Source organism: Amycolatopsis keratiniphila subsp. keratiniphila (assembly GCF_001620365.2).
In the GTDB taxonomy this organism is placed as follows: Bacteria; Actinomycetota; Actinomycetes; order Mycobacteriales; family Pseudonocardiaceae; genus Amycolatopsis; species Amycolatopsis keratiniphila.
This window is the reverse complement of record NZ_LQMT02000032.1, coordinates 327,489-353,741: the sequence shown is the minus strand read 5'-3', so window position 1 is coordinate 353,741 and position 26,253 is coordinate 327,489. Positions and strand designations below refer to the sequence as shown.

Genomic DNA, 26,253 nt, shown 5'->3' with positions numbered 1-26,253 from the left:
CCATGAGTGAACCCATCCTCGAACTGAAGCAGCTCAACAAGAGCTTCGGGCCGGTCCACGTCCTGCACGACGTGGACTTCAACGTGCGCGCCGGCGAGGTCACCGCGCTGGTCGGCGACAACGGTGCCGGTAAGTCCACTTTGGTCAAGTCGATCGCCGGGATCCACGGCTACGACTCGGGAACGGTGACGTTCCAGGGCAAGCAGGTGAACATCCACGGCCCGCGCGACGCCGCGGACCTCGGCATCGAGGTCGTCTACCAGGACCTCGCGCTCGCCGAGAACCTCGACATCGTGCAGAACATGTTCCTCGGCCGGGAACGCGGCAGCAAATGGCTGCTCGACGAGGCCAGCATGGAGAAGGCCGCCCGCGAGACGCTCGCTTCGCTTTCGGTCCGCACCGTGAAATCGGTCCGCACGCCCGTTTCCGCCCTCTCGGGCGGGCAGCGGCAGACCGTCGCGATCGCGAAATCCGTGCTGTGGGACTCGAAGGTCGTCCTGCTCGACGAGCCCACCGCCGCGCTCGGTGTCGCGCAGACCCGTCAGGTGCTCGACCTCGTCCGCCGCCTCGCCGAACAGGGCCTCGGTGTGGTGCTGATCAGCCACAACATGGCCGACGTCTTCGAGGTCGCCGACCGGATCGCGGTGCTCTACCTCGGCCGTCTCGTCGCCGAGGTGCACACCAAGGACGTCACCCACGGCCAGGTCGTGGAACTGATCACCGCCGGTCGCTCCGGCGACCTCGGCCTTGCCCGCCCCGAAGCCGCCGTCCTCTGAGCAGAGGCGAGAAAGAACCGGAAATGACTGAGACACCTGCAAAGCCCGCCTCGCCGGAGGGGGGCAAGTCGGCGGCCGCCGCGCTCAACCCGTCGGCGGCCATCACGGACTTCGGCATCGACACGACATCGATGTCGACGCGCGAAGCCGTCGGCGACTACTTCTCCCGGCTCAAGGCCGGCCAGCTGGGTTCGCTCCCGGCGCTGCTCGGCCTGCTCGTGCTGGTGATCGTGTTCGCCTCGCTGTCGGACACCTTCCTGACGATGAACAACATCGCGAACCTGATGGCACAGGGCGCCGGCAAGGCGATCATCGCGATGGGCATCGTGTTCGTGCTGCTGCTCGGCGAGATCGACCTGTCCGCGGGTACCGCGTCCGGCGTCACCGCCGCGGTGCTGGCGATGCACTACGTGCGCAACGGAAACCTGTTGGGCGGTATGGGGAACGGCGTGTTCATCGCGTTCCTCGTCGTGCTCGCCATCGCCGCGCTGCTCGGTGTGGTCCTGCGGATCTGGGCGGGTGTCGGGTTCGCCGTGCTCGCCATCGCGCTCGTGCTGTCGGGAACCGCGGCCAACGCGTGGATCGAGATGCTGCTCGCGATCTCCGTCGGTGGCGCGATCGGTGTCCTCACCGGCTTCCTCGTCTCGAAGATCGGCATGCCCTCGTTCGTCGTGACGCTGGCGCTCTTCCTCGCCTGGCAGGGTGTCATCCTCCAGTTCATCGGTGAGGGCGGCACGCTCGGCATCAGCACCTCCGACGTGCTGTTCAAGGTCGCCAACGGCAATCTGTCCACTGTGGGCAGCTGGATCCTGTTCCTGATCGCCGCCGGTGGTTTCGCCGCCGTGACACTGGGCCAGCACTTCTCGCGGCTCAAGCGCGGCCTGGTCACCCAGCCGACGCCGATGGTGCTGTTCAAGGTCGGCGCGATCGGCGTGGTCGCCGCGATCGCGACCTACCTGCTCACGCTGAACCGCGCGCCGAACCCGAACATCGTCATCTCGGGTGTCCCGTACGTCGTGCCGATCGTGCTCGGCCTGCTGGTGCTCGGCACCTACGTGCTCAACCGCACCCAGTACGGCCGCCACATCTACGCCGTCGGCGGCAACCGCGAGGCGGCCCGCCGCGCCGGTATCAACGTCGAGAAGATCCGCGCCTCGGTGTTCGTCATCTGCTCGGCGGTGGCGGCGGTCGGCGCGATCGTCTACTCGTCGAAGGTCGGTTCGGTCGACCCGCAGGCCGGTGGCCTCAACACGCTGCTGTTCGCGGTCGGTGCCGCCGTCATCGGCGGTACGTCGCTGTTCGGCGGCAAGGGCCGGGTCGTCGACGCGGTGATCGGTGGTCTCGTGCTGGCGGTCGTCGAGAACGCGCTGGGCCTGCTGAAGCAGTCGGCGGCGGTGGTCAACATCGTCACCGGTCTGGTGCTGCTTCTCGCGGCCACGGTGGACGCGTTGTCCCGTCGCCGCGCGGCTGCGTCGCCGCGCTGAGTCCGCATGGAATGATGAAGCCCGTGACCAGCACACCCGTTGCACGACCAGACGAGGTGCGCAGGCACAACCGCACGACCTTGCTCCGGTTGCTGCACGTCAGCGGCCCGAGCACCCGGGCGACGCTGGCCACCGAGCTGGGGCTCAACCGCAGCACCATCAAGACCCTCGTCGACGGCCTCGCGGAAGCCGGGGTCGTCGAGGAGCGGGTCCCGAGGCCGGGACGAGGGGCCGGCCGCCCCTCGCTCCTGGTCCTGCCGCAGCCGCACGCGGCGGTGGTGCTCGCGGTCGATCTCCAGGTCGAACACGTGGCGATCGCGCTCGTCGGGTTCGGCGGCCAGATCCTCGGGCGAAACAGCTGGAACCTGCACGGCCGGACGCGGGAGGCCGACGAGGTGATCACGCACGTGATCGAGTCGACCACCGTCCTGGCGGGTGACCTGGGTGTCCAGCCGATCGCCGCGGGCGTGTCCGTGCCCGGCGTCGTCCGCCGGGCCGACGGGCACGTCCACGAGGCGCCCAACCTGCGCTGGACCGATGTGGCGCTCGGGGAACGGCTCGGCGGTGTGCTGCGCATTCCCGTCCTGGTCGGCAACGACGCCGAACTGGGCGCCATCGCCGAACACCTGCGCGGCGCCGCGCGGGGCTCGTCGGACGCCGTGTACGTCTCCGCCGACGTCGGTGTCGGGGGAGGGATCATCGCGGACGGCTCGTCGCTGCGCGGCGGCGCGGGCTACGTCGGCGAGATCGGGCACATGGCGATCCGGCCGGGCGGCCGTCCCTGCTACTGCGGGTCCAGTGGCTGCTGGGAGACCGAGGTCGGCGAGGCGGCGCTGTGCCGCGCCCTCGAGCTGCCCGAGGACACCCCGCGCGGGGCGATCCTGTTCGAGCTGCGCGAGCTGGGCCGGGATCCGCACGCGGCCGAGGAGCGGCTGTCGGAGTTCGCGGAATGGCTGACGCTGGGCCTGGTGAACGTGGTCAACCTGCTCGGCCCGCAGCTGGTTGTGCTGGGCGATCTGCTCACCGTGCTGCCCGATTCGGTCGTGAAGTCGGTGGCGGCCGAGGTCCGGCGGCGGAGCCTGGTCAGCCGGGCCGTGGGCGGGACGCAGATCGTGAGCTCGGCGCTCGGGGCGGACGTGAAGCTGCTGGGTGCGGCCGAGGCTGCGTTCGAGATGATTTTGGACACCGTCTGAGGCCACACTCGCGTGCCATGAACGGTCCGTTCCTTGCAAATTTTGCAAGGAACGGACCGTTCATGGCGTTGGTGACCGGAGGACTAGCCCGGCTGCTTCACGAGGCCGGACAGCAGGGCCACCAGCGCGGCCAGGGACTTCTCCTTCGCGGCTTCGCGGTCTTCAGCGTGCGCGATCATCAGCGCCGCCTCCGCGCAGGCGCTCAGCACCAGTTGCGCCAGCTCCGGGATCGGCGCGTCGATCAGCAGCCCGTCCGCCGCGGCGGACTCCAGGATCTCCGTGATCAGGCCCAGCCCGTACCGGTTCTCCAGCTCCCGCCATTCCTGCCAGCCGAGGACGGAGACGGCGTCCGTGAGCGCGATCCGCACCACCTCGGGCCGCAGGCACAGGTCGAGGAACCGGCTCAGCACCCCGAGCGCCCCCGTCCACGGGTCGCCCGCGGCGCCCAGGACGGTCTGCAGATCCTCGGTGATCTCCGTTTCGATCTGCTCGATCACGGCACGGAACAGCCCCTGTTTGTCACCGAAGTGGTGGTACAGCGCGCCGCGGGTGACACCCGCCGCCCGGACGATCTCGTCGGCGGGCACGGCGGCGTAACCCTGCTCGGCGAACAGCGTCCGCGCCGCCGTGATCAACGCGGCCTGCGTCGACTGCGAGCGTTCGGTCTGGCTACGTCGTGGCGTGGGCACGCAGGAATTCCACCATCATGCCGCTCAGCCGCTCCGGCTGGTCCTCCGGCACGAAGGCGTAGGAGTCCTCGATCGTCTTCAGTTCGGCGTTCGGCAGGACCCCGGCGAGCTTGCGGCCCACCCGCAACGGGAAGTGCCGGTCTTCGGGCGCCCAGGCCAGCAGCACGGGCTTGGTGAACGCGGGCAGCCGCTCGGCGGCGGTCAGGGTGTAGCGATTGTGGACGCTCGCCATGAACCGGCGCAGATCGTCGCGGATCTCCGCGCTCCGGCGGCTGGGCAGCAGGTACGCGTCGAGGATGTGGTCCGGGACCGGGTGCTTGGCCAGCCAGAGGAAGTCCGTCGCCTTCAGGAGCCACCGCCGGCGCAGCGCCGCGGTCACCAGCCCGACGCCGCCGGGGATCCGCGCCAGCGGGCTCAGCCCCGCGAACAAAGGCGGCAGGAAGCGCTCGAAGCAGTCCGACGGGGTGAGCACGACCCGGCCCACCCGCTCCGGGTTCGTGGTCATGAGCAGTTGCGTCAGCGCGCCGCCCGTGTCGTTCGCGACCACGGTGACGTCGGTCAGGTCGAGGGTTTCGAGGAACCGCGCGATGAGCGCCGCGACCCCGGGCGGGCTCAGCTCGGCGTTCGGGACCGGGATCTCGTGCGAACCCAGCGGCCAGTCCGGGGTCAGGCAGCGGAAGCCGGCGTCGGCCACCGCGGGCGCCACCTTGCGCCAGAGCAGGCCGTTGGTCAGCAGGCCGTGCACGAAGACCACGGGAGGGCCGTCGCCACGGTCGCGATAGCGGATGCGGGCGTCGCCGAGATCCACCACGTGGGCTTCGCCGAGGAGGTCGCTGGTCGTCATGGAACCAACATACATGCTGTCTGTATGTTTTTGAACGACAAAAACAGGGCGGCCGGCTCTCTCCCCGAGGGGAGTAGCCGGCCGCCGGTGGTCGTGGACTGGTGGGTTACCGCTGAATGTCCGCGGACATTTCCTTGAGCTTCGTCTCGTGTGCGCGGGCGTGGTGACCACAGAAGAGCAACTCGCCACCGGTGCTGAGAATGGCTCGAACCTGGGCTGCAGCTCCACACCGGTCGCATCGGTCGGCAGCGGTCAGTTCGGGGCGGGTGAGCGTCGGTGAAGTCATTGGAGTCTCCCTCCGTCCCGGCACCGGTGGCCCGGTGCCATCGATCCAGCTACGACCACTTCGGCACTGATGCCGGCAACGTTCGTTCCCGGCCCCGCCGTGTTCGTGCTTCCACTCTTCCAGACGTTTGGCGGCCCGCAAGTGTTCCCGTGCGGGTGTCTCATTTGTCACTGGTAATTACCTCGGATGCCGTAGCGTAATCACGCAACGTGGGAGAAGACTCCCCGCCGAAGGCTCTTTTCCCATGTCAGGCACCATGCAGGGGTGGGAATCGCAGTCGTCCGGAACCGTGTCGCGAGCGTGCCTGCGCCGGTCTTGTTCGTTCTCAGCGGAATTTCGATGTACGCCGGTGCGGCCGTCGCCGTAGGTCTCTTTTCGGTCGCCTCCCCCGCGGGGGTGGCCTGGCTCCGCTGTCTCGGGGCGGCGGTGGTCCTCCTCGCGTGGCGCAGGCCACCCCGCTCCGCGTGGACCGGCCGCACGTTCCTGCTCGCGGGCGCCTTCGGTGTCGTGACCGCCGGGATGAACGTGCTCTTCTACGAGGCGATCGCGCGGCTGCCGCTGGGCACCGCGGTCGCCCTCGAGTTCGCCGGGCCCGTGGTGGTCGCCGCGTTCGGCTCGCGGACCCGTCGCGACGTCCTCGCGCTGCTGCTGGTGGCGGCCGGGGTGGTCGCCATCGCGGACGTCCGGCTCGAAGGCAGCCTGCTCGGCGTGCTGTTCGCCCTTGGCGCGGCAGCCGCCTGGGCCGGGTACATCCTGCTCGGGAAGCGCGTCGCGGTCGGCGGGAACGGGATCGACGGGCTGGCCGTCGGCTTCGCGGTCGGCACCGTGGTGCTGTCGCCGCTGGCGCTCGGCACCGGGGCGGTGTGGGGTTCGCCACGTTTGCTGCTGCTCGGTGTCGGGGTGGGCGTGCTCTCGACCGTCGTGCCGTACGCGCTCGACCAAGTGGTCCTGCGCAAGGCCGGGCAGGCGCGGTTCGCGCTGCTGCTCGCGTTGCTGCCGGTCACGGCGGGGGTGATCGGCTTCCTCTGGCTCCGTCAGGTCCCGGCCCTGCCCGAGGCACTCGGCACGCTGGCCGTCGTCGCCGGGGTGGCGCTGCGCTCTCCGGGGAAACGTGATGACTCGGCGCCCCTCTGAGCGGGATACTGAGCGGTCTGTGGCGCTTTCAGCACCGGGAGGACACGTGGCCGAGATCCGGCGGGCGGGCACCGTCGAGGAGGTCGTCGCCGCTCAGCATCTGTTCGACGGCCCCGCGCAACGGGAGGCGTCCGAGAAGTTCCTCGCGGGGGAGGAGAACCACCTCCTCATCGCCTACGAGGACGGCGAACCCGCGGGGATGATCACCGGTACCGAGGTGACGCATCCGGACAAGGGCACCGAGATGTTCCTCAACGAACTCGACGTCAGCCCGGACTACCAGCGGCGCGGGATCGGCCGCGACCTCGTCGACGCGCTGGCCGGTATCGCGCGGGAGCGCGGCTGCCGAGGGATGTGGGTCGGGGTCGAAACGGACAACAAGGCCGCGCTGGCGACCTACACCTCGGCCGGTGCGTCGAACGACGGGCCGTTCATCATGCAGTCGTGGACGTTCGAAGACTGATGTCGTCCGGAATCGACGGCGACCGGACGGGGCTGTCCGATCGCCGCTGGCTGCCAGGGGGCGAGCACCTCGTCGCCGTCGCACGGGCCGAACTGCCGCAGCGGGACGGGCTGGCCGGGCCGTTCACCGCGCTGGCCGCCCTCCGCGCGGCGGGTTTCGACGTCGCGGGCCAGGACGAGGTCGCGGCGCTGGCGGGCACCAAGTACGAAGGCCTCGCGCGGGCGATCGAAACGCTGTCGGGCGGGCGGCTCGTCGCCGTGCCCGCCACCGGGAACTGGGCTCCGCATTCGTTGTTCATGCTCCTGGCGGCGCTGTGGCGGCTGCCGAGGGTCGCGTTGATCGCGGAGGTCGACGCGGGCGAATTCGGCGCGCACGACACCCCGGCGCGAGCACTGCTCGACTATCTCGACACCGGGATCCCGCCGCTGTGGTCGTCACGCTGGCGTCCGCCCGCCGGGCATCACGTGCTGGCCGCCGGGATGCGGATCGGTGCCGAGGGCACCTTGGTGTCCATTATGGACGGTTATCCGTCGTTGGGGGACAACGGTTTGCACGACCAGCCGGTGGAATGGATGGCCGCGGCGCTGAAGCGGATGCTGGTCGTGGTGGACGATGGCGACACCGAGGCCGCCGTCGCCGCGATCACGACGGCCGGTCTGTGGAGCTGAGCTCGTCCTTCGCGAAGCGGGAATGTTTGCGCCCGTAGAAGAGATAGATCAGCATGCCGAGGCCCAGCCACGCGGCGAACCGCAGCCACGTCATCACGTCGAGGTTCAGCATCAGGTAGAAGCACGCCAGCGCCGCCACGATGGGCAGATACGGCGAGAACGGCACGGTGAACGGGCGCTCCAGGTCCGGCCGCCGTTTGCGCAGCACCGGGACGGCCAGCGCGACGATGATCATCGCCGAGAGGGCGCCGATGCTGACCATGTCGGCGAGTTCGGAGATCGGGACGAACGCGGCCAGCGCCGCGATCAGCACCGCGCCGGCGATGGTCATCCGGTGCGGGGTGCCCCAGCGCGGATGCGCCGTGCCGAACTTCTTCGGCAGCAGCCCGTCGCGGCCCATCGCGAAGCCGATCCGGCCGATCGTCACCAGCTCCACCATCATCACCGACGTCAGCCCGGTGACGGCGCCGAGCGAGATCAGCGCGCCCACCCAGTGCTGGCCGACCCGGTCGAAGGCGTCGGCGAGCGGGGCGCCCGCGTCGATCTCGGCGAACGGGACCATCCCGGTCAGCACCAGCGAGACGCCGATGTAGAGCAGCGCGCAGACGCCGAGCGCGCCGAGGATGCCGACCCGCAGATCGCGTTTCGGGTTCACGGTCTCCTCGCCGAGGTTGGCGAGCGCCTCGAAACCGGTGTAGGCGAAGAAGACGACGGCCGCGGCGGTCACCATCCCGGCGATGCCGTAGACGGACTGTTCGAGCCCGAGCGCGGCTTGCACGATCGGCTGATGCAGTGTCCCGGCGGTCTCCGTCGGCGGCTGCGCGGCCGGGATGAACGGGGTGAGGTTCTCGCCGCGGATGTAGAACACGCCGACCGCGAGGATCAGCACGCACACCGCGACCTTGACCAGCACGAGCAGATTCGTCACCCGCGCCGACTCCTTGATGCCGAGGACGGCGATCACGGTCAGCACGGCGATGATCACGACCGCGCCTATGTTGACCTTCGCGTCTTCGCCGAACCAGTCGGGGGAGAGCCCCATCAGATTCGCGAGATAGCCGGACCAGCCGCGGGACACGACGGCCGCGCCGAGGGCGAATTCGAGCAGCAGGTCCCAGCCGATGATCCAGGCGAAGGTCTCGCCGAGGGTGGCGAAGGCGTAGGTGTAGGCGCTTCCGGCCGTCGGCACGCTGGAGGCGAGTTCGGCGTAACAGAGGGCGGCCATCCCGGCCACGACGGCGCCGAGCACGAACGACAGCGTCACCGACGGGCCCGCGTGGGTCTTCGCCTCGACCCCGGCGAGGGTGAAGATGCCGGTGCCGATGATGATGCCGACCCCGAACCCGATCAGGTCGCGCCCGTGCAGGCGGCGTTTCAGCTCACCGGAATCCTGCCGTTTCAGGACCTCGTCCACGTCCAGAGTTCGCCGCATGAAGGGTCACGCTAGAAGATCGCCGTCCACCTCGCAGATCGGTGGGATCGGTACCCGGCGGAGGCGAAGGGAGCTTTCGCCGCATCAGACGCGGTGAAGGGAGCCTTCAGCCCACGCGCGACAGTCGTGGTGGGAGTTCACTCCTCCAGTAAGACACCGTTCTCCTGCGCCAGGATCGCCGCCTGCACGCGTGACCGCAGCCCCAGTTTCGTCAGCACCCGGGAGACGTGTGTCTTCACCGTGGTCTCGCCGATGTGCAGCCGCGTGCCGATCTGCGCGTTGGACAGGCCGCCGCCCAGGCACGCCAGCACCTCGCGTTCGCGTTCGGTCAGGTCTTCGAGCCCTGCGGGGACGGCGGCAGGTTCACGGGTCCCGGCGGCGAACGCGGCGATCAGCTTCCGCGTGACCTGCGGCGCGAGCACTCCTTCGCCCGCCGCGACCAGTTTCACCGCCTCGATCAGCCGTGACGCCTCCACCGACTTCAGCAGGAACCCGGCCGCGCCCGCCCGCAGCGCGGCGTGGACGTATTCGTCGAGATCGAAGGTGGTGAGCACGAGGACCTCGCACAGTCCTTCGGCGGTCAGTTCCCGGGTGGCCGCGATGCCGTCGACCCCGGGCATCCGCACGTCCATCAGCACGACGTCCGGCTTCAGCGCCTTCGCCTGGCGGACGGCGATGGCGCCGTCCGCGGCCTCGCCGACCACCTCGATGCCCTCGGCGTTGCCGAGGATCATCATCAGCCCGGCCCGGATCGCGCCGTGGTCGTCGGCGACCAGCACCCTGATGTTCCCGTCGCTCAAGACCCCTCCAGAGGCAGTTCGGCGCGGACCAGCCAGCGACCGCCGGACGGCCCGGCGGTGAAGGTGCCGCCCACCGCGGCGGCGCGTTCCCGCATGTTCAGCAGGCCGAGGCCGGTCCCGCCGTCGCCGGGACGGCCCGGCTGAAGATCGTTGCGCACCTCGACGGTGAGTATGCCGCCGCTCGACCGGACGTCGAGGACGGCCCGCCCGCCGGGAGCGTGTTTCATCGCGTTGGTCAGCGCCTCCTGCGCGATCCGGTACGCGGTCAGGTCGACCGCGGCCGGCAGGTCGGCGGACGGGTCCGGCACCGCGCCGAGCTCGACCGCCAGCCCGCTCGCCCGCGCCGATTCGACCAGTTTGGACAGTTCGGCCAGCCGGGCGGGCGCGGTCGGCTCGATCTCGGTGTCCGCGCGCAGCAGCCCGATCATCGCGCGCATCTCCTCCAGTGCGCTGACACTGTTCTCCCGCACCGATTCCAGCACCTTCCTGGACAGCTTCGGGTCGGCGGTGGCCATCGACAGCGCGGCTTCGGACTGGATCGCGATCGCCGAGAGATGCCCGGCGATGACGTCGTGCAGATCCCGCGCCATCTTCGACCGTTCCCCGGCCACGGCGGCCTTCCGGTCCAGTTCGCCGATCGTGGCCAGTTGGACCGCGTTCGCCCGCTCGTTGTGGGCGATGTCCCGCTGCTGACGGACGTTGGCCGCCCACCACACCGGGGTGACCAGGAACGGCAGGAACGCGAACGCGACGAGGATCGCCGTACGCCACTGCGCGGAGAAGAGGAGCGCCAGGCAGACCGCCGCGAGCGTCCCGACCGCGACGACGCCGATCATCACCCGGCTGACCCGTCGTGAGCCGTACAGCGTCGTCGCGTAGAGGAAGTCGGTGAAGATGACGAAGATCGGCAGCGAGGGACCGAACACGATGTCCACGGCGAGGACGATGAGCCCGCACAGCAGTCCTAAAGGGACCTTGCGGCGCAGTAGTTGCAGGAGGCACAACACGGTCAGCTCGGTCAGCCGGATCCACAGTGGCGTGTCGTCCTTGCCGTTGAGCAGCACGTGCATCCCGCTGAGGTAGACCAGCACGCCGAGGACCCAGGTGCCGAAGGCGATGACGAGGTCCTGTTTCCATTCGGCGAGGTGGTTCAGGCGCGGGACGAACGTGGGCACCGTTCCATCCCAGCACACCGGCACCCGTCACGGGGTCCTACGAACTGATGACGGTGATCTCGTGCCCTACGCCGACGCGGCCCCGCCGTCTCCCGGGACAGACTCGGCTCGTGAACAAGATCTGGGACTTCATCGCGGAAAACCCGATGGCGGCCGTGATCGCCGGCGGGGAGATCGGTTTCTGGGTCGCCATCCTCGCCGGCCTCGTGGCCCGCTATCCGCTCAAGCTCAAGCGCACCGGTGTCGCGCTGCTGCTCCTGACCCCGGTGATCGACATCGTCGTGCTGGTCGCGACCGTCGTCGATCTGCGCAACGGGGCCACGGCGAATTTCGTGCACGGCCTCGCCGCGGTGTACCTGGGCTTCAGCGTGGTGTTCGGGCATTCGATGATCAAGTGGGCCGACGTGCGGTTCGCGCACCGGTTCGCGGGCGGGCCGCCACCGCCGCCCAAACCGAGGGGCCGGGAGAAGCTGCGCGCCGAATGGCGTGACTGGTTCAAATGCGTGCTGGCCTGCGGGCTGGCCGCCGGGGTGCTGCTCCTGCTGATCGCCATGGCGGGTGGCACCGCACAGGTCGACCCGTTGTGGGGCTGGCTGCCACGGCTGGGGGTCGTGACCGCCATCTGGTTCGCCACCGGGCCGCTGTGGCAGGAGTTGTCACCCAAGGACAAGGTCGGGGAAGGGGTACGACGATGATCGAACTGCTGGGGATCCTCCTGCTGGTGCAGGGCGGGGGCGGGCTGATCAACAGGTTGCTGGGGAGCAACAACCCGAGCTGGTTCGTCCAGCTCCACCTGCTCCCGCCGGGGATGCACGTGGTGGCAAGCGCCTTGATGGTGGCCGCGGGGGTGGGGGTGCTGTTCGCCGAACGCGCCCGCAAGCAGCGCCGCCGGTCAGAGTGAGACGAGCACCTGCAGGACCCCGAGGACGATGGTGACGACCGTCAGCACGACGGTCACCACGGTGAGCCGCGTGACCCGCGCGCTCACCGTGTTCTCGTAGGCGTACCTGGTCTCTTCGTCCATCGCCTCGGCCTGGCGGTCGAGCTGGGCGATGATCCGCTCCACGCCCATGCTGGTGACCAGGCGGCGCTCCAGCGAGTCGATCTCGGGCGGCAGCACCGAATGCAGCATTTCGAGGATGTCGTCGAGCGAGCCGCGCAACAGCCGGGTGCGGCTCCCGGTCCTCTTCATCGACGCCAGCCACTGGTCGGCCAGCGCCATCCGGATCAGCACCCGTTCGAGGATGAAGAGCATCCCGTGGTCGAGCCCGCCGATCTCGCTGTCGATGCCGAAATACGGCTCGGCGTCGCCGAACGGGCCGCGCGTCAGCTCGGCCTGGTGCTCGACGTATTCGGCGTCCTTGCTGTTGAGACAGACGATCCCGCCCGCCATCGTGTACGCGGCGACGAACGACCGCGTGCCCCACGACGGGCCGAGCGCGTCCCTGGCGACCTCGCGGGGCACGAACCGCCAGCCCTCGTCGCTCGTCGCCAGCCCGTAGAACGGCCGGGGGTCGGAGGCGACCCGCTGGGCGGGCGGATGCCCGTCGTGGGAGCGCAGCTCGACACACCAGCCCTTGCGGCCGAGCCCTTCGGTGAGGCCGCAGCCCTTGGTCAGGTCCTCGAAGACATGGGTGACGGCCTTGAGCAGCGACGGGAACGTCTTCTCGCCGTAAGCGCCGTGCAGCCCTCGTTCCCCGTTCGACGCCTCCCGGCCCTGAAGGCTTTGCAGGATCGCGATGGCGAGGTCGAACTCGGCGGCGGGCCCGCCCGCCGCCGCGCCGGTGATCGTGGTGGCGAGGACCAGCGTCATCGCGTGATACGCGGGATGCCAGGTGACGACGAGTTCGCACGGCAGGCTGGTCTCGCCGGCGCGGATCGCGAGCCTGCGTTTGCGCAGCACCCGTCTTCGCGGCGGTGTGGTGTAACTGGCCAGGAAGTTCTCCGCCGCCGTCCACTCGTCGCCGAGTTTCCCGTCGAGGTGGGCCAGCAGGCCGCGGTCCCGTCCGCCGTCCAGCACCTTCCCGGCCTCCCGCTCCGACAGCGGGACCGCCCACGCGAAGGTGAGGAGCACCGCGGTCATATGCGGCGCAGCAGGGTGATCAGGTCCCGGCCGAGGTGGCGGCGCAGCGGGCCGGAGGCGTTGACCAGTTCGTCGCGGTCGATGTGCTCGTCGGCCGGACCGAGATCTTCGAGGACGTGGTACGTCCACTCCCACTCGGTACGCCAGCCCGCTTCGGCCGCGTCGTCGGCGATCTCCGCCGGGTCCAGATAACGGATCGGGAGCGCCGGGCCGCCGTCGTGGAGCGCCTTGTCGAACTCTTCGCGCGAGACACGGCGTGAGCGGACTTCGCCGCCCGCTTCGACACTGTCGAGACTGAACGCGCCCTGCCCGATCGGCGACCGGCTGTAGGCGAGCACCAGCACGCCGCCGGGCGCGGTGATCCCGGCCAGCCGCCGCAGGATCGGGCCGACGTCCGGGGTCGGCACGTGCTGGATGACGTGACTGCACACCACGAGGTCGTACGGGCCGCCGTCCAGATCCGTGATCGGCGAGACGGCGAAGGAGAACCCAGTGTCCTCGACGACGGTCTCGCGTGCCTTGGCCAGCCTGTCCGGGTCGGGATCCGCGGCGGTGACGTCGGCGGAGAACCGGGCGAGCCAGGGGAGAAGGCGGCCTTCGCCGCAACCGGCGTCGAGTGCTTTCACGCTGTCGCGTGGGCCGAGGATCGCGGTGAGCCGCCCGGCGACCTTCCCGAGCGCGCGGTCCTCGCTGGCCGTCCAGTAGCCGTCGTAGGGTTCGTGCCGTCGGATGAACACGCCGGTGACGTGGTCGCCGGCGTCCGGGTAGCGGTAGCCCTCGGTCAGCACAGTCGCGAATATAGCCCGGATTCGCGGGTTCTCCGGCGCTCCGCGCGGGATTACCATGAGCCATGGCCATCGGGCCTGTCGCGCTGTACGCCGTTGTCGCCGTGGCGCCTTCGGTGCTTTTCTGGTGCGCGCTGAAAGTACCGGCCGGAGTGCGGTGGTGGCGCGCTCGCCGCCGACCGGAACTCCCGGCCGGGCCGCCCATCGAGAAACTCGCCGCCGACCTCCGCCGGGTGCACCGGCTGCTGGCGGAGCTCCCGTCCGGTGCTTCCGCCGTCCGCCGGTACGGCACCCGGCAGGCGTACGACGCGCTGCTCGTCCAGGCCTGCCGTGAGGTCGAGGTCGAGCACCGGCTGGGCGAACTGCCGGAGGGCTTCGACCGGGAGATCGAACGGCTGCGCGTCGAGGAATCCCTGGCCGAGCGTGGGCTTTCCGTGTCCTGACAAGGTTTGTATCGAAAGTATGCGCGCGGCCGGAAGGCTCGCGGGCATGAAGAGGCTGGGACTTCTCGCTTCACTCCTGCTGGTGTTCGCGCTCCTCCCGGGCGTGGCCTCCGCCGCGGCCGCCTTCCCGAAGATGGACGCGGCCACGGTCGACGGTTTCCGCTGGACCTCAGGTTCGACCTTCGGCACCTACGGCGCCCGGATCGCCGCGCTGGAGAAACACCTCCCGGCCCGCGGGCTGCCGGAGATCCTGTCGTCGGCGAACCGGAAGGCACGGCCGCTGTGCCACGCCACTCATCTCGCGACGGCGCTGAAACCGGCCGGATTCTGCTGGGAAGACGCCAACGACGACAGGACCAACGACTGGATCCCGCAAGGACTCACCGGCTCCGGTGACGCCGACGCGGCGACCGGGAAGGTCGGAGGCAAACGGGTGGTGGCGACGTCCTGGCACACCCCCGGCGACACCATGGTCCGTCTGTCCTTTGTGGACGCGACCGGGCTGGGCTACCGGCACGTGCTGCTCGTCGAACCGACGTCGGACGACAATTTCGCCGTCGTGCAAGGACACGGGCACGGCATGACCTGGATCGGGAACCGGTTGTTCGTCGCGACGACCGGGGGTGTGGTGCGGGTCTTCGACACCACGCATTTCTGGAAGGTCGACGACAGCTCCGGCGTCGTCGGCAAAGGGCCGGACGGCAAGTACCACGCGGCGTTCTACGACTACGCGATGCCGCAGATCGGCGCGTACTGGTACCCCGGCGGCGGTGCCTGCACCAACGCGCCCGGGACGCGGCCGTGTCTCGCGACGATGTCGTTCGACCACGGCGACGGCTCGATCGTGACCGCGGAGCACATCCCGAACGCGGCCGGCGGCCGGGTGCTGCGGTGGCCGTTCGACCGCGCGACCGGGCTGCCCAAGCTGTCGGCCGACGGCACCGTGCACGCGAAGGAAGGCTTCGTGTCGCCGGTGTGGGGCATGCAGGGAGCGGTGTCGCGCAACGGATATTTCGTGCTGACCGGGGTGTGCCCCGAGTACGCCGGGGTGGCGGGCGACCATCCTTCGTGCCTGCACGGCGGGGTCGGCGGCACGTCGACGTCGCGGCTGAGCGGCCGGGCGCCGGTGAACTCGCAGAACCTGTCGTACTGGCCGGCGACGGGGGAGCTGTGGCTGATGAACGAACAACTGCGGGAGCGGGTGACCGTGCACGTCCCGTGGACCACCTTGACCGGCCGGCCCTGAAGCCGGACTTCATGTACCTCAGGCCGGCGAGGGGACACCGGTACCGCGGTGGTCAAGTCTTGTGACCAACCGGACGACACGCGTGATCCGGCGGACGACACGCGTGACTGAATGGACGACACGACCGCGACCGGGGTTCCGCCGCGAGTCGTCCGTCCAATCACGTGTGTCGTCCGTTCAGTCACGCGAAACGGCCGCCCACACATCGGCAGTACGTGCCTAAGCCGCCCTTTGGCTCAAACCGGCCGGTCACGGGGTGAAGTCCCAGCGGGTGGCGCCATGGGGTTCGGCGCCCGCCACGCCGATGGCCCGGCGCAAGGTGAGGCGGTAGAGATACCAGGGCGGGGCGCCCGCGCTGGGCGCGCTGAAGGGAGCGGTGAGCGCGTCGCCCTCCACCGTCGCGGGCCAGCCGCCCGTCCGGTAGACCGCCGCGACGCGTTCCAGCGTCGCCGGATCGGTGACCCGGTGCGCCTCGCCCTCCATCGTGAGGTCGATTCCCCGCAGCCGCACCGAAACGGCGCACGCCGGGTTCGCGGCCAGGTTGCGGGACCGGCGCGTGCCCGGCCCGCCTTTGAAGTACAGGGCGTCGTCCACCCAGACGGCGCCGACGCCCGCCGAATGCGGACGTCCGTCGGGACGCACGGTCGTCACGAAGAAGGTCAGGTCGGCGGTCGGGGTGTCCTCGGCGAGGACGTCCCGCGCGCGGCTCCAGGGGAGTTCCGCGGATCCGTAGCGGTCGAGGTTCTTGGTGGCGTGAGGTTTCGTCATACCCACGCGTCGAACGGGCGGGCCGCGATTCGACACCGGACGCGAAAAACCCCGCCACCGAAACGGTGACGGGGTCTTCCGTGAACCCTGGGCTCAGTCCAGGTAGTCGCGCAGCACCTGCGAACGCGACGGGTGACGCAGCTTCGACATCGTCTTCGACTCGATCTGCCGGATGCGCTCACGGGTCACCCCGTACACCTGGCCGATCTCGTCGAGCGTGCGCGGCTGGCCGTCGGTGAGGCCGAACCGCAGCCGCACCACCCCCGCCTCACGTTCGGACAGCGTCTGCAGCACCGACTGGAGCTGGTCCTGCAGCAGCGTGAACGACACCGCGTCGACCGCGACGACGGCCTCGGAGTCTTCGATGAAGTCACCGAGCTGCGAGTCGCCCTCGTCGCCGATGGTCTGGTCGAGCGAGATCGGCTCCCGGGCGTACTGCTGGATCTCGAGGACCTTCTCCGGGGAGATGTCCATTTCCTTCGCGAGCTCTTCGGGGGTGGGCTCGCGGCCGAGGTCCTGCAGCAGTTCACGCTGTATGCGGCCGAGCTTGTTGATGACCTCGACCATGTGCACCGGGATACGGATGGTGCGGGCCTGGTCGGCCATCGCGCGGGTGATCGCCTGACGGATCCACCAGGTGGCGTACGTGGAGAACTTGTAGCCCTTGGTGTAGTCGAACTTCTCGACCGCGCGGATCAGACCGAGGTTGCCCTCCTGGATCAGGTCGAGGAACGCCATGCCACGGCCGGTGTAGCGCTTGGCCAGCGAGACCACGAGCCGGAGGTTCGCCTCCAGGAGGTGGTTCTTCGCCCGCTCACCGTCGCGCACGATCCACTTGAGGTCGCGCCGCATCTGGGTGACGAGCTTCTCGCCCTCCTCCTCGGCGTTGCGGACGCGCTCGGCGGCGTAGAGCCCGGCCTCGATGCGCTTGGCGAGCTCCACCTCCTCCTCGGCGTTCAGCAGGGCGACCTTGCCGATCTGCTTGAGGTACGCGCGGACCGAGTCGGCCGAAGCGGTGAGCTCGGCGTCCTTGCGGGCCTGGCGCAGCGCCTCGGACTCTTCCTCGTCCCAGACGAAGTCCGGGTTGTCGGAAGACTTGCCGGCGTTCTTGTCGGTCGACGTGCGGCGCCCGCGGGCGGGCGTCTCTTCGACGTCCTCCTCGGACTCCGCGTCCTCGTCCGTCTCCTCGGTGACGGACGCGTCGACGACATCCACCTCGACCTCTTCGAGGTCGGACAGATCCGGGGTCTCGAGGTCGGCCTCGTCGAGGTCGCCGGGACCGTCTTCCGGGTCGCCGTCTTCGGTCTTCGCACTCTTGGTGCTGGGTTTCTTGGCCGGAGCCTTCTTCGCCGGGGCCTTCTTCGCGCCGGCCGCCTTGGCGGCGGTCTTGCGCGCCGCGGGCTTCGCCGCGTCGGTGGCTGCCTCGTCGGCCGGCTCGCCGGCTGCGGTCGCTGTCTTCGTCCCGCTTCGGGTTGCGGTTCTTGCGGCTGCCACTTACGCCCTTTCGCAGCGGTCGATCATGACGAGCCGAGGCGTGATGGTCTCGGCTGCCTCAAACTTCGGGGAACACCCCTCGGCCTGCGGTTTCCCTCGTTCTCGTGAGTGCCGCCGCCGGGGGCCGTGTTCCATTGTAACGACGATACGTGACAGCGTCGCGGAGCGGACCACCGACCGGCGGGCGCGACACGCCGTGCGACGCGCCGAAGTGACATCCGCGGGGCCGATGTCAGCGCCGTCGCGTCAGTGCTCGATGCCCTCCGCCGCGGCGGCCGCCGCGCCGGCGATGCCCGCGTTGTTCTGCAACGACGCGACGATCACCGGTGTGCGGATGTCCAGCAGCGGGACCCATTTGTGCGACTTCTTGCTGACTCCGCCGCCGACGATGAACAGATCCGGCCAGATCAGGTTTTCCAGCACGGAGAGATACCTGTTCACCCGTTCCGCCCATTCGGGATACGACAGCTCCTCGTTGTCCTTCACCGACGCCGCGGCCTTCTTCTCCGCGTCGAAGCCGTCGACCTCGATGTGGCCGAACTCGGTGTTGGGCACGAGCTTGCCGTCCTGGAAGACCGCGCTGCCGATACCGGTGCCGAAGGTCAGCAGCGCCGTCACGCCGCGCCGCGCCGCCGGGTCGCCCCAGCGGATCTCGGCCATGCCGGCGGCGTCCGCGTCGTTGAGCATCGCGATGTCGTCGACGCCGCGGCCGAGGCGTTTGGCGAACAGGGCGTCGGCGTCGGTGCCGATCCACTTGCGGTCGATGTTGGCCGCGGTGTGCGCGACCCCCTTCTTGACCACCGCGGGCAGGGTGACCCCCACCGGGCCGTCCCAGCCCGCCTGGCCGGTGATCTCGGCGACGACGTCCGCCACCGCCTCCGGGGTCGACGGCTTCGGCGTGTCGATGCGGATCCGGTCGCCGATCAGCTGTCCCTGCGCCAAGTCCACCAGCGCGCCCTTGATCCCGCTGCCGCCGATGTCGATACCGAACCCTCGGGTCGCCTCCACCACGGACGTGGTCCCTTCTCGCACGATTCAGAAGCCTGCCTCGGAGACTTTAACCGGATGTGGTGACATGGCGGACGTGGGAGTTGACGAGACGTTGCTGAAGGGTGTCGCCGAGCGTGTCGCGGGCGAGGCCGCCGAACTGGTCCGCGAGGCCTGGACCGGGATGAACGCGGGCCGCGAGGTGCGGGTGGACACCAAATCCGCCGACACCGACGTGGTGACCGCGGTGGACCACGAGTCGGAACGGCTGGTGCGCGCGCGGCTCGCCGAACTGCGCCCGGACGACGCCGTGCTCGGCGAGGAGGGCGGCGGGATCGCCGGCGACGGCGTGACCTGGGTGGTCGACCCGATCGACGGAACGGTGAACTTCCTCTACGGGCTGCCGTGGTTCGCCGTCTCGGTGGCCGCGCAGGTCGGCGGGGTGTCCGTGGCGGGCGCCGTCGTCGAACCGGTCAGCGGGCGCCGCTGGACCGCCGCCCGCGGGCAGGGCGCGTTCCTCGACGGACGGCCGCTGGCGGTCAACGCCCCTTCCCGGCTCGATCTGACGCTCGTCGGCACCGGATTCGCCTACAAGGTCGAACGGCGGACGAAGCAGGCCCGGTTCGTCGCGGAACTGGCGACCCGGGTGCGGGACGTCCGGCGCAACGGCGCCGCCTCGCTGGACCTGTGCGCCGTCGCGGCGGGCTGGCTGGACGCCTACGTCGAACACGGCCTCGGGCACTGGGACTGGGCCGCCGGGGCGCTCATCGCGGCCGAGGCGGGCGCTGAGGTGTCGTTGCCGGGGGAGGACGCCGAGCTGGGGCCGGACGCGACGTTCGCGGTGGCGCCGTCGATCGCGACGCCGTTGCGTCAGGCGCTCGTCGACTCGGGTGTGGGCACGATCTGAATGCTATGAACGGTCCGTTCCTTGCAAAATTTGCAAGGAACGGACCGTTCATAGCGCTTGAAAGCGGGTCAGCAGGAGGCTTCGCGAGCGGCCTTCAGCAGTGCCTGGTCGATCACCGGGGCACCACCGCCGGCGGACTGCTCACCGCCGCCGCTGCCCTGCTGCGCCTTCGACCACTGGGTGAGCTGGTCGAGGACCTGGCGCGCCTCCGCCTTCGGGCGGACGTCGCCGAGCAGGGTGCCGGTGGTGAGGGTGACCGAAGCGTCCTTGCGGTTGTCCTTGACCAGTTCGGCGCACGGGACCACCAGGCTCAGCGTGCGGGCCGCGGCGGCGCCGTTCTCGCCGAAGCGGATCTGGCCGCGGCACTTGGCTTCCGCGTTCTTGTAGGCCGGGTCGACGTCCGGCTCGACGATCTGGGAGAAACCGAGTTCCCGGAGCGTGCTGGTGACGATGCCGCCCTGGCCGCGCACCTGGGAGCCGTTGAGCACCTGGACGGCGACCTTGTCCGGCGGGACCGGCGCGCGGTCGTCGAGGCCGTTGTGCGCCAGCGGCGTGTAGGTGACACCCTGCGGCGCCACGGGCGGCGGATCGCAGCGGACCCTGGCGTCGATGTCGGATTTGCTCGCCACGACGTTCACCCAGACGATGACCGCGCCGAGGGCCATCACCCCGATGACGATGAGCGCGGGCAGCGGATTGTGCTTGCGATACGGCCTCGCCCCGCGGTCCCCGATGCCGTTCCCCGACGCCACCTGCCAGTCCCTTCCCCAAAGCCCGGATCCCCGGACGGTGCTTCATCTCACCATCGTGTCCGATCAGCCTATGCGTTGCGGCGAGGGTGATCGGCGCGGGCCTCCGGATAGCACCACGCGATGGCCACTCCGGGCAAGCGGCCGGGCCCAAGGGGTGAGGTACCCGACGCGGGCGCAACCCATTCGGACGACAGGCGTCTTTACAGCAGGGTTCCCCCTGTTGGGTGACGTAATCGCGGCAATGTCTGACTCGTTGCAGAGACGGTATCGGCGTGAGCTACCCTTCGCGGGCTCAGGCGGCAGTAAGAGGCGCAAAAGAGAGACCTCGCTCACTGCCCAGCCGGGCACAAACAGGGGCGCTGGGACGTTAACCAGCGGCACGAAGGACTCACGAGCCGCGCGCTCGCGGGTCCGGGCCATCTGACATCGAAAGCATCGCAGGGGTGAGGGACTAATGGCGACCGACTACGACGCTCCGCGCCGCAGCGAAGCCGACGAGCTGGCCGAAGACTCGTTGGAAGAGCTGAAGGCACGGCGTAACGAAAACCAGTCCGGCGTCGTGGACGTCGACGAGGACGCGACCGCCGAGAACTTCGAGCTGCCGGGCGCGGACCTCTCCGGACTTTCCGGTGAGGACCTGACCGTCAAGGTCGTGCCCAAGCAGGCCGACGAGTTCACCTGCTCCGTCTGTTTCCTGGTGCACCACCGCAGCAGGCTGGCGGAGGAGAGTGGCGGACGGCTCATCTGCCGCGACTGCGCCTGAGCCTACGGGCACAGGGGACGGCGCGACAGGGGCTTCGGGGACTGAAACAGGAATAAAGGGGGCCGGCCTTGGTGGCCGGCCCCCTTTCCTGTGCTCTAGGACTTCGAGGCTGGGTGGCGCAGCAGCGCGGCCACCTTCTCCGGATGCCGGGTGCTGAACAGCCAGTACGGCGTCGGGTCGTCGGGGTCGGTGAGCCAGACCCGCACCACCGGGCCGACCCAGCCCCGGTGCAGCACGAACGCCGCCGGATCGGCGTCGCGGCCGAGCGCCTTGCGCTTGGCCTCCTTGTCGATGACGTCGACGTCGCCGACGAACTCGAGCGGAAGGTGCGCGTCGCGCAGCCACAGCTCCGGCTCGTCGCCACCGGTCACCTTCACGCGGGACCGGCCGAGCGAGATCATCAGCGCGATCACCGCGGGGATCAGCACCACGTACGGCAGCCACCCGCGGAGCCCGGGGTAGCCCATGTCGATCTCCGCCGCCAGCAGCCCGCCGCCCAGCAGCGGCAACGGCCAGCCCCACCACGGGACATAGAGCCGCTCTGAATGCTTGACGTCGCCGCCTTCGGCCGCGCTCACACTTTCAACCACCTCGTCAGGGTAGTCTCGCCGCCCGTGTCCACCGTTCAGGTACTGCTTTCCCGGATCGATCCGTCGGTCCCCCTTCCCGCCTACGCGCGCCCCGGCGACGCGGGCGCCGACCTCGTCACCACCTCGGATCTCGTGCTCGCGCCCGGTGAACGCGGCGTCGTCGGCACGGGCGTCGCGATCGCGCTGCCGCCCGGCTACGCGGGCTTCGTCCACCCGCGGTCGGGTCTCGCCGCCCGCGTCGGCCTCTCGGTCGTCAACACCCCCGGCACGATCGACTCCGGGTACCGCGGTGAGATCCGCGTCTGCCTGATCAACCATGATCTCTCCGAGAAGGTCGTGCTCACCCGCGGCGACCGGATCGCGCAGCTGGTCGTGCAACGGGTCGAACAGGCCGAGTTCGTCGAGGTCGCCGAGCTCGAGCCGTCCGAGCGCGGCGAGGGAGGGTATGGCTCCACGGGCGGACACGCCACACTGGGAGCCGGAGCCAGGGAAGGAACGGAGAACTAGTGGGGATTTTCGGACGCAAGCGCGCGAAGCCGACCGGACGGCACGCCGCGCCCGAGGTCGACGAGCGTCCAGTTGCCGACGACGCCGACGAAGAGATCGAGTCGCAGCTGTCGGAGACCTCCGACGGCCCCTTCGACCTCGCCGACGCGCCCGAGGACGGCATCCCGAGGATCGACCTCGGCTCGGTGAAGGTGCCGGTGCCCGACGGTTCCCAGGTCCAGGTCGAGATGGACCCGGAGAGCGGCGGCGTCCGCGCGGTGCACGTCGTCACCGAACAGGGCCAGATCACCGTCAGCGGCTACGCGGCGCCCCGGTCCGGCGGCCTGTGGAAGGACGTCAGCACCGAGCTCACCGAGCAGCTGCGGGCCGACGGCGCCAAGGTCTCGGTCGGCATGGGGGAGTGGGGGCTGGAGCTGTCGGCGATCGTCGGCGACGTCGCGCTGCGGTTCGTCGGGGTCGACGGCCCGCGCTGGATGCTCCGCGGCGTCATCGCCGGGCCGCAGTCGCAGGCGTCGCAGGCGCCCGCCGTGCTGCGGGAGATCGTGCGGCACACCATCGTCGACCGCGGTGACGCGCCGATGCCGGTCCGCACCCCGCTGACCATCACGCTGCCCGACGCCGTCGCGCAGCACATCGCCGAGCAGCAGGGTTAACGCGCCCTCAGCCAGGCCAGGACGGTCGTCCGGCCCAGTGATTCCCGGTCCGCGCCGAGGGCGGTGAGCGTCGACTCGCCGACCTCGGCGCGCGGCAGGGCCTCCGCCCAGGCACGGGCGACCTCCACCGGATGGATCGGATCGTCCACGCACGCGCCGATCCCCGCGGGCACGTCGAGGCCCTTGAGGTCTTCGAGCGACGGCGCGGGGTGGGCCGCCGCCGAGCGCAGACTCGCCGCCAGTCCGTCGCCGTGCCGCCGCCACGCGCGGCCGAGTTCCGCCGCGAGCCACTCCGGGACGCCGTCGGAGGATTTCGCCAGCGCGCCATCGACCCCGTTTTCGGCCACCAGATCCGCTGACAGCCGCGCGGCGAGCGACGCGGGTGCTCGCCCGGCCGGGCCGTTCCAGGCCGGGAGCGCGGCGAGCAGGCCGGTGCAGTGGCCCGGATTCCGCGCCGCCCACTCCGCCGAGAGGTGCGCGCCGAACGAGATGCCGCCCACGAGCAGCGGACCGTGCTCATCGGCGAGCCTGTCCAGCTCCTCGAGATAGCCCTCCGCGAGCCTCTCGCCGGGAGGTGGCGGCGGGGCGAGCAACCGGATGCCGAGCGCCCGCAGCGGGCCGTCGAACACGGCGCGCACGAACACTTCGTCGGACCCGGTGCCGGGGAGTACTACTGCCGTCGTAGGCGGAATAGCGGAGGTCACGTTGCGATCTTCTCCCAAACCCGTTGTCCTGGTCCGAGCACAGTTACGCTGGATTACGCACGGGCCGTTCAAGTCGGGGGCCCCGGAGCACAGGAGCACCGTTATGTCCGCCAAAGACGGCGGCTACTTCAGCCGGCTGGTCCGTAAGCTGACCAGCGACGTCGAGGATCTCGACGCCGACGATCTGTCCGAAAAATCCGAGGCCGGCGGAGCGCAGCGCGCCTGCGACTGCCGGTCGGGTCAAGAGGTGACGGTGCTCGGCAGACTCCGCAGCGTGGAGCTCTGCCCGACCAACGAGGCGGCGACCCTGCAGGCCGAGCTGTTCGACGGCACACAGGGTGTGACGCTAATCTGGCTCGGACGCCGCCGGATCCCCGGGATCGAACCCGGGCGAACCATCAAGGTGCGCGGCCGGATGGCCGAACGTGATGGTCAGAAGGTGCTTTACAACCCCTATTACGAACTTCAGAGCCCTGTGAGTTGATCCCGCATCGTGACTGAACCCGTCGGCGGCGAAGAGAAGACCGAAGACAAGAAGCCCCAGCCCACCTTGCTGGAACAGATGGGCGGGCTGTCGGGGCTGTTCTATTCCTCGCTGCCGGTCATCGTGTTCGTGATCGCGAACGCGATCTTCGGGCTCACGGTGGGGATCTGGGCCGCGGTGGGCAGCGCGGTGGCGATCACCGTGCTGCGGATCGTGCGCAAGGAGCCGTTGCAACCCGCGATCTCCGGGTTCTTCGGCGTCGCGATCGCGGCGTTCATCGCCTACCGGACCGGTTCGGCCAAGGGATTCTTCCTGTTCGGCATCTGGACGAGCCTGGTCTACTGCGGCGTCTTCGTGCTGTCGATCGTCGTCCGCTGGCCGCTCGCCGGCGTGGTGTGGAACGCGCTCAACGGCAGCGGGCACGCCTGGCGCAAGGACAAGAAGTCGCTGATCTCGTACTCGATCGCGACCGCCGCCATGGCGCTGATCTTCGGCGCCCGGTTCGTCGTGCAGCGCTGGCTCTACGACGAGGACTACACCGGCTGGCTGGCCTTCGCGAAGATCGCCATGGGCTACCCGCTGTACGCGCTCGGCCTGCTCACCGTCGTCTGGGCGGTGCGGCGGTCGGACAAGCACCTCAAGGCGCTGGCCGAAGAGGCCCCGCGCGAAGAGACCGACGAAGAGATCGAGGCCCGCCTGCGCGCGAAGTACGCGCAGGCGCCCGCCGTCGACAACTAATAACCCAGCGCGGTCCGGATCTCCGGCTCGACGTCCGACGTCGCCACGAACAGCAGCTCGTCGCCCGGCTCCAGCGGGTCCTCGGGCTGCGGCACGATCACCCGGTCACCCCGCAGGATCGTCACCAGTGCCGCGTCACGCGGCAGGTTGATCTCGCTGACCGCCTTGCCCGCGAGCGGCGTCTCCTCCGGGAGAGTGAGTTCGACGAGGTTCGCCTGGCTCTGCCGGAACGTCATCAGCCGCACCAGATCACCGACGCTCACCGCCTCCTCGACCATCGCCGCGAGCATCCGCGGGGTCGAGACGGCGACGTCGACGCCCCAGGCGTCGTTGAACAGCCATTCGTTGGCCGGGTTGTTGACCCGCGCCACCACCCGGCGCACCGCGAACTCGGTCTTCGCGAGCAGCGACACCACGAGGTTCGCCTTGTCGTCGCCCGTCGCGGCGATCACGACGTCGCACTCCTCGATCCCGGACTCCTCGAGGATCGAGACCTCGCACGCGTCGCCCAGCACCCAGTCCGCCTGTTCGACGGTGTGCGGCTCGAACTGGTCGGCCTCGCGTTCGATGAGCATCACCTGGTGACGCCCGTCGATCAGCTCCGCGGCGATCGACCGGCCGACCGCGCCGGCCCCGGCAATCGCGACCCGCATCAGTTCTCCTCTTCCGGTTCGCGAGCGGCGACGCTGGTCACGTCGCTGACAGTGCCTGATTTCGCGGCGACGTACACGACGTCGTCTGCCTGGATCACGGCCTTGGTGTCGGGCAGGACGGCGGTGCCGAACCGCATGATGAACGCGACCCGCGCGCCGGTGGTGTCCTGCAGATCACGCACGCTGTGCCCGACCCAGCCCTCGTTCAGCGGCAGCTGCAGCAGCGCCACGCTGCCCGACGGGTCGCGCCACTCCGAGGCGACGCCGTCGGGGAGCAGGGTGCGCAGGAACCGGTCGGTCGTCCAGGGCACGGTCGCCACGGTCGGGATGCCGAGCCGTTCGTAGACCGCCGCGCGCTTGTGGTCGTAGATCCTGGCGACGACCTTGTCGATGCCGAAGTTCTCCCTGGCCACCCGCGCCGAGATGATGTTGGAGTTGTCGCCGCTGGACACCGCCGCGAAGGCCCCCGCGCGTTCGATCCCGGCCTCGATCAGCACCTGCCGGTCGAAGCCGACGCCGACCACCTGCTGACCGTGGAAATCACTGCCGAGCCGCCGGAACGCCTGCTGGGTCTTGTCGATGATGGCGACTTCGTGCCCCAGCCGCTCCAGCGCCGCGGCCAGGGATGCGCCTACCCGGCCGCATCCCATGATCACCACGTGCACGCCCTGCCTCCTTAGTCGTCGGACGTTCACCCGTCCGCAGGTACCCAGACATACCAGCGCCGAACCTACCTTGGGGGGCGACCGTTA

At 69.7% G+C, this 26,253-nt stretch carries 32 protein-coding genes; 16 read left to right on the top strand and 16 right to left on the bottom strand.

The genetic code is table 11. The features are described from left to right. Positions 1 to 2 precede the first annotated feature (2 nt). Genes AVR91_RS31520 through AVR91_RS31510 form a run of 3 tightly spaced genes read left to right on the top strand, consistent with a single transcriptional unit; the run spans position 3 to position 3,453 of the window. A complete protein-coding gene (locus AVR91_RS31520; protein ID WP_005164482.1) occupies positions 3 to 776 on the top strand; it encodes an ATP-binding cassette domain-containing protein in 774 nt (257 codons plus the stop codon). 23 nt (positions 777 to 799) lie between these two features. Then, positions 800 to 2,260, top strand: coding sequence for a sugar ABC transporter permease (locus tag AVR91_RS31515; protein WP_083715635.1), 1,461 nt, complete (start codon positions 800 to 802; stop codon positions 2,258 to 2,260). 11 nt (positions 2,261 to 2,271) lie between these two features. Next, on the top strand, positions 2,272 to 3,453 hold the full coding sequence (locus AVR91_RS31510; protein WP_063274525.1) for an ROK family transcriptional regulator: 1,182 nt from the start codon (positions 2,272 to 2,274) through the stop codon (positions 3,451 to 3,453). Between the two features lie 83 nt (positions 3,454 to 3,536). Here the strand turns inward: AVR91_RS31510 and AVR91_RS31505 are convergent, their stop codons facing one another. The 3 genes from AVR91_RS31505 to AVR91_RS43975 all read right to left on the bottom strand — a co-directional run bounded on the left by AVR91_RS31505 (position 3,537) and on the right by AVR91_RS43975 (position 5,272). After that, the gene (locus AVR91_RS31505) at positions 3,537 to 4,142 is read right to left on the bottom strand and encodes a TetR/AcrR family transcriptional regulator (protein ID WP_063274524.1); all 606 of its coding nucleotides are present in this window, start codon (positions 4,140 to 4,142) and stop codon (positions 3,537 to 3,539) included. Further along, the gene (locus AVR91_RS31500; protein WP_063274523.1) at positions 4,123 to 4,986 is read right to left on the bottom strand and encodes an alpha/beta fold hydrolase; all 864 of its coding nucleotides are present in this window, start codon (positions 4,984 to 4,986) and stop codon (positions 4,123 to 4,125) included. Before AVR91_RS31500 ends, AVR91_RS31505 begins: the two co-directional genes overlap by 20 nt. A 106-nt stretch (positions 4,987 to 5,092) precedes the next feature. Next, positions 5,093 to 5,272 carry a DUF7455 domain-containing protein gene (locus AVR91_RS43975; protein ID WP_016332937.1) on the bottom strand — a complete coding sequence of 60 codons (180 nt, stop codon included), beginning with the start codon at positions 5,270 to 5,272 and terminating at the stop codon, positions 5,093 to 5,095. Between the two features lie 339 nt (positions 5,273 to 5,611). On the opposite strand from AVR91_RS43975, the gene AVR91_RS31490 reads away from it, so the two are divergent. From AVR91_RS31490 to AVR91_RS31480, 3 genes are read left to right on the top strand one after another with little or no spacing between them, the layout of a single operon-like run. Further along, positions 5,612 to 6,406, top strand: coding sequence for an EamA family transporter (locus AVR91_RS31490; RefSeq protein ID WP_043848707.1), 795 nt, complete (start codon positions 5,612 to 5,614; stop codon positions 6,404 to 6,406). Positions 6,407 to 6,452: 46 nt separating this feature from the next. Next, on the top strand, positions 6,453 to 6,869 hold the full coding sequence (locus AVR91_RS31485; protein ID WP_016332939.1) for a GNAT family N-acetyltransferase: 417 nt from the start codon (positions 6,453 to 6,455) through the stop codon (positions 6,867 to 6,869). Next, on the top strand, positions 6,869 to 7,537 hold the full coding sequence (locus AVR91_RS31480; RefSeq protein ID WP_063274522.1) for a DUF6885 family protein: 669 nt from the start codon (positions 6,869 to 6,871) through the stop codon (positions 7,535 to 7,537). Before AVR91_RS31485 ends, AVR91_RS31480 begins: the two co-directional genes overlap by 1 nt. Here AVR91_RS31480 and AVR91_RS31475 read toward each other — a convergent pair. From AVR91_RS31475 to AVR91_RS31465, 3 genes are all read right to left on the bottom strand, one after another. Then, a complete protein-coding gene (locus AVR91_RS31475) occupies positions 7,512 to 8,951 on the bottom strand; it encodes an APC family permease (RefSeq protein WP_063274521.1) in 1,440 nt (479 codons plus the stop codon). The two genes, AVR91_RS31480 and AVR91_RS31475, sit on opposite strands and share 26 nt — an antisense overlap. Before the next feature lie 155 nt (positions 8,952 to 9,106). Next, positions 9,107 to 9,769, bottom strand: coding sequence for a response regulator (locus tag AVR91_RS31470; protein ID WP_063274520.1), 663 nt, complete (start codon positions 9,767 to 9,769; stop codon positions 9,107 to 9,109). Beyond that, complete coding sequence (locus AVR91_RS31465; protein ID WP_063274519.1) at positions 9,766 to 10,944, bottom strand: sensor histidine kinase; 1,179 nt, start codon at positions 10,942 to 10,944, stop codon at positions 9,766 to 9,768. The genes AVR91_RS31470 and AVR91_RS31465 overlap by 4 nt, the downstream gene beginning before the upstream one ends. Before the next feature lie 110 nt (positions 10,945 to 11,054). Here AVR91_RS31465 and AVR91_RS31460 point away from each other — a divergent pair, with 110 nt between their 5' ends. Both AVR91_RS31460 and AVR91_RS31455 read left to right on the top strand, forming a co-directional pair. After that, complete coding sequence (locus AVR91_RS31460; protein WP_063823146.1) at positions 11,055 to 11,639, top strand: hypothetical protein; 585 nt, start codon at positions 11,055 to 11,057, stop codon at positions 11,637 to 11,639. Continuing rightward, positions 11,636 to 11,845, top strand: coding sequence for a hypothetical protein (locus AVR91_RS31455; protein ID WP_063274518.1), 210 nt, complete (start codon positions 11,636 to 11,638; stop codon positions 11,843 to 11,845). The genes AVR91_RS31460 and AVR91_RS31455 overlap by 4 nt, the downstream gene beginning before the upstream one ends. Here AVR91_RS31455 and AVR91_RS31450 read toward each other — a convergent pair. Both AVR91_RS31450 and AVR91_RS31445 read right to left on the bottom strand, forming a co-directional pair. Next, positions 11,837 to 13,027 carry a hypothetical protein gene (locus tag AVR91_RS31450; protein ID WP_063274517.1) on the bottom strand — a complete coding sequence of 397 codons (1,191 nt, stop codon included), beginning with the start codon at positions 13,025 to 13,027 and terminating at the stop codon, positions 11,837 to 11,839. The two genes, AVR91_RS31455 and AVR91_RS31450, sit on opposite strands and share 9 nt — an antisense overlap. Continuing rightward, on the bottom strand, positions 13,024 to 13,815 hold the full coding sequence (locus AVR91_RS31445) for a class I SAM-dependent methyltransferase (protein WP_063274516.1): 792 nt from the start codon (positions 13,813 to 13,815) through the stop codon (positions 13,024 to 13,026). The genes AVR91_RS31450 and AVR91_RS31445 overlap by 4 nt, the downstream gene beginning before the upstream one ends. Positions 13,816 to 13,877: 62 nt before the next feature. Between AVR91_RS31445 and AVR91_RS31440 the strand changes: the two genes are divergently transcribed. Beyond that, on the top strand, positions 13,878 to 14,255 hold the full coding sequence (locus tag AVR91_RS31440) for a hypothetical protein (protein ID WP_063274515.1): 378 nt from the start codon (positions 13,878 to 13,880) through the stop codon (positions 14,253 to 14,255). Positions 14,256 to 14,301: 46 nt separating this feature from the next. Then, the gene (locus AVR91_RS31435; protein ID WP_228708335.1) at positions 14,302 to 15,501 is read left to right on the top strand and encodes a hypothetical protein; all 1,200 of its coding nucleotides are present in this window, start codon (positions 14,302 to 14,304) and stop codon (positions 15,499 to 15,501) included. 249 nt (positions 15,502 to 15,750) lie between these two features. On the opposite strand, the gene AVR91_RS31430 is transcribed toward AVR91_RS31435, so the two are convergent. From AVR91_RS31430 to ppgK, 3 genes are all read right to left on the bottom strand, one after another. Continuing rightward, positions 15,751 to 16,269, bottom strand: coding sequence for a pyridoxamine 5'-phosphate oxidase family protein (locus tag AVR91_RS31430; RefSeq protein WP_063274513.1), 519 nt, complete (start codon positions 16,267 to 16,269; stop codon positions 15,751 to 15,753). A gap of 93 nt (positions 16,270 to 16,362) precedes the next feature. After that, positions 16,363 to 17,763 carry an RNA polymerase sigma factor gene (locus AVR91_RS31425; RefSeq protein WP_016332951.1) on the bottom strand — a complete coding sequence of 467 codons (1,401 nt, stop codon included), beginning with the start codon at positions 17,761 to 17,763 and terminating at the stop codon, positions 16,363 to 16,365. A gap of 246 nt (positions 17,764 to 18,009) precedes the next feature. Next, a complete protein-coding gene (gene ppgK / locus AVR91_RS31420) occupies positions 18,010 to 18,771 on the bottom strand; it encodes a polyphosphate--glucose phosphotransferase (protein ID WP_063274512.1) in 762 nt (253 codons plus the stop codon). A gap of 67 nt (positions 18,772 to 18,838) precedes the next feature. Here ppgK and AVR91_RS31415 point away from each other — a divergent pair, with 67 nt between their 5' ends. Next, positions 18,839 to 19,657 carry an inositol monophosphatase family protein gene (locus AVR91_RS31415; RefSeq protein WP_063274511.1) on the top strand — a complete coding sequence of 273 codons (819 nt, stop codon included), beginning with the start codon at positions 18,839 to 18,841 and terminating at the stop codon, positions 19,655 to 19,657. A 68-nt stretch (positions 19,658 to 19,725) separates the two neighbouring features. On the opposite strand, the gene cei is transcribed toward AVR91_RS31415, so the two are convergent. After that, positions 19,726 to 20,409: an envelope integrity protein Cei gene (gene cei, locus AVR91_RS31410; RefSeq protein ID WP_063274510.1), complete on the bottom strand. Its 684-nt coding sequence runs from the start codon at positions 20,407 to 20,409 to the stop codon at positions 19,726 to 19,728. Between the two features lie 454 nt (positions 20,410 to 20,863). On the opposite strand from cei, the gene AVR91_RS31405 reads away from it, so the two are divergent. Continuing rightward, positions 20,864 to 21,172, top strand: a complete 309-nt coding sequence (locus tag AVR91_RS31405) for a DUF4193 domain-containing protein (protein ID WP_005164528.1) — start codon at positions 20,864 to 20,866, stop codon at positions 21,170 to 21,172. Positions 21,173 to 21,267: 95 nt separating this feature from the next. On the opposite strand, the gene AVR91_RS31400 is transcribed toward AVR91_RS31405, so the two are convergent. Next, complete coding sequence (locus AVR91_RS31400) at positions 21,268 to 21,762, bottom strand: DUF3093 domain-containing protein (RefSeq protein ID WP_063274509.1); 495 nt, start codon at positions 21,760 to 21,762, stop codon at positions 21,268 to 21,270. A gap of 24 nt (positions 21,763 to 21,786) precedes the next feature. Between AVR91_RS31400 and dut the strand changes: the two genes are divergently transcribed. Together dut and AVR91_RS31390 are read left to right on the top strand one after the other, a co-directional pair. Continuing rightward, positions 21,787 to 22,269 carry a dUTP diphosphatase gene (dut, locus tag AVR91_RS31395; protein WP_007033571.1) on the top strand — a complete coding sequence of 161 codons (483 nt, stop codon included), beginning with the start codon at positions 21,787 to 21,789 and terminating at the stop codon, positions 22,267 to 22,269. Continuing rightward, a complete protein-coding gene (locus AVR91_RS31390) occupies positions 22,269 to 22,922 on the top strand; it encodes a DUF3710 domain-containing protein (RefSeq protein ID WP_037343736.1) in 654 nt (217 codons plus the stop codon). Before dut ends, AVR91_RS31390 begins: the two co-directional genes overlap by 1 nt. On the opposite strand, the gene AVR91_RS31385 is transcribed toward AVR91_RS31390, so the two are convergent. Then, entirely contained in the window at positions 22,919 to 23,626 is a 708-nt protein-coding gene (locus tag AVR91_RS31385) for an alpha/beta fold hydrolase (RefSeq protein WP_211282794.1), read from the bottom strand. The two genes, AVR91_RS31390 and AVR91_RS31385, sit on opposite strands and share 4 nt — an antisense overlap. A 103-nt stretch (positions 23,627 to 23,729) precedes the next feature. On the opposite strand from AVR91_RS31385, the gene AVR91_RS31380 reads away from it, so the two are divergent. Beyond that, complete coding sequence (locus tag AVR91_RS31380) at positions 23,730 to 24,110, top strand: OB-fold nucleic acid binding domain-containing protein (protein WP_034316985.1); 381 nt, start codon at positions 23,730 to 23,732, stop codon at positions 24,108 to 24,110. A 9-nt stretch (positions 24,111 to 24,119) separates the two neighbouring features. After that, complete coding sequence (locus AVR91_RS31375; RefSeq protein WP_063274508.1) at positions 24,120 to 24,848, top strand: DUF3159 domain-containing protein; 729 nt, start codon at positions 24,120 to 24,122, stop codon at positions 24,846 to 24,848. Here AVR91_RS31375 and AVR91_RS31370 read toward each other — a convergent pair. Together AVR91_RS31370 and AVR91_RS31365 are read right to left on the bottom strand one after the other, a co-directional pair. Then, complete coding sequence (locus AVR91_RS31370; protein ID WP_016332961.1) at positions 24,845 to 25,501, bottom strand: potassium channel family protein; 657 nt, start codon at positions 25,499 to 25,501, stop codon at positions 24,845 to 24,847. The two genes, AVR91_RS31375 and AVR91_RS31370, sit on opposite strands and share 4 nt — an antisense overlap. After that, complete coding sequence (locus tag AVR91_RS31365) at positions 25,501 to 26,166, bottom strand: potassium channel family protein (protein WP_016332962.1); 666 nt, start codon at positions 26,164 to 26,166, stop codon at positions 25,501 to 25,503. Before AVR91_RS31365 ends, AVR91_RS31370 begins: the two co-directional genes overlap by 1 nt. Between the last annotated feature and the right edge of the window lie 87 nt (positions 26,167 to 26,253).

Coding starts and splice junctions, on each gene's coding strand:
- AVR91_RS31520 (WP_005164482.1), top strand. CDS start 3: ATGAGTGAACCCATCCTCGAACTGAAGCAGCTCAACAAGAGCTTCGGG.
- AVR91_RS31515 (WP_083715635.1), top strand. CDS start 800: ATGACTGAGACACCTGCAAAGCCCGCCTCGCCGGAGGGGGGCAAGTCG.
- AVR91_RS31510 (WP_063274525.1), top strand. CDS start 2,272: ATGATGAAGCCCGTGACCAGCACACCCGTTGCACGACCAGACGAGGTG.
- AVR91_RS31500 (WP_063274523.1), bottom strand. CDS start 4,986: ATGACGACCAGCGACCTCCTCGGCGAAGCCCACGTGGTGGATCTCGGC.
- AVR91_RS43975 (WP_016332937.1), bottom strand. CDS start 5,272: ATGACTTCACCGACGCTCACCCGCCCCGAACTGACCGCTGCCGACCGA.
- AVR91_RS31490 (WP_043848707.1), top strand. CDS start 5,612: ATGTACGCCGGTGCGGCCGTCGCCGTAGGTCTCTTTTCGGTCGCCTCC.
- AVR91_RS31480 (WP_063274522.1), top strand. CDS start 6,869: ATGTCGTCCGGAATCGACGGCGACCGGACGGGGCTGTCCGATCGCCGC.
- AVR91_RS31455 (WP_063274518.1), top strand. CDS start 11,636: ATGATCGAACTGCTGGGGATCCTCCTGCTGGTGCAGGGCGGGGGCGGG.
- AVR91_RS31450 (WP_063274517.1), bottom strand. CDS start 13,027: ATGACCGCGGTGCTCCTCACCTTCGCGTGGGCGGTCCCGCTGTCGGAG.
- AVR91_RS31440 (WP_063274515.1), top strand. CDS start 13,878: ATGGCCATCGGGCCTGTCGCGCTGTACGCCGTTGTCGCCGTGGCGCCT.
- AVR91_RS31435 (WP_228708335.1), top strand. CDS start 14,302: ATGAAGAGGCTGGGACTTCTCGCTTCACTCCTGCTGGTGTTCGCGCTC.
- AVR91_RS31430 (WP_063274513.1), bottom strand. CDS start 16,269: ATGACGAAACCTCACGCCACCAAGAACCTCGACCGCTACGGATCCGCG.
- AVR91_RS31415 (WP_063274511.1), top strand. CDS start 18,839: ATGGCGGACGTGGGAGTTGACGAGACGTTGCTGAAGGGTGTCGCCGAG.
- AVR91_RS31405 (WP_005164528.1), top strand. CDS start 20,864: ATGGCGACCGACTACGACGCTCCGCGCCGCAGCGAAGCCGACGAGCTG.
- AVR91_RS31380 (WP_034316985.1), top strand. CDS start 23,730: ATGTCCGCCAAAGACGGCGGCTACTTCAGCCGGCTGGTCCGTAAGCTG.
- AVR91_RS31370 (WP_016332961.1), bottom strand. CDS start 25,501: ATGCGGGTCGCGATTGCCGGGGCCGGCGCGGTCGGCCGGTCGATCGCC.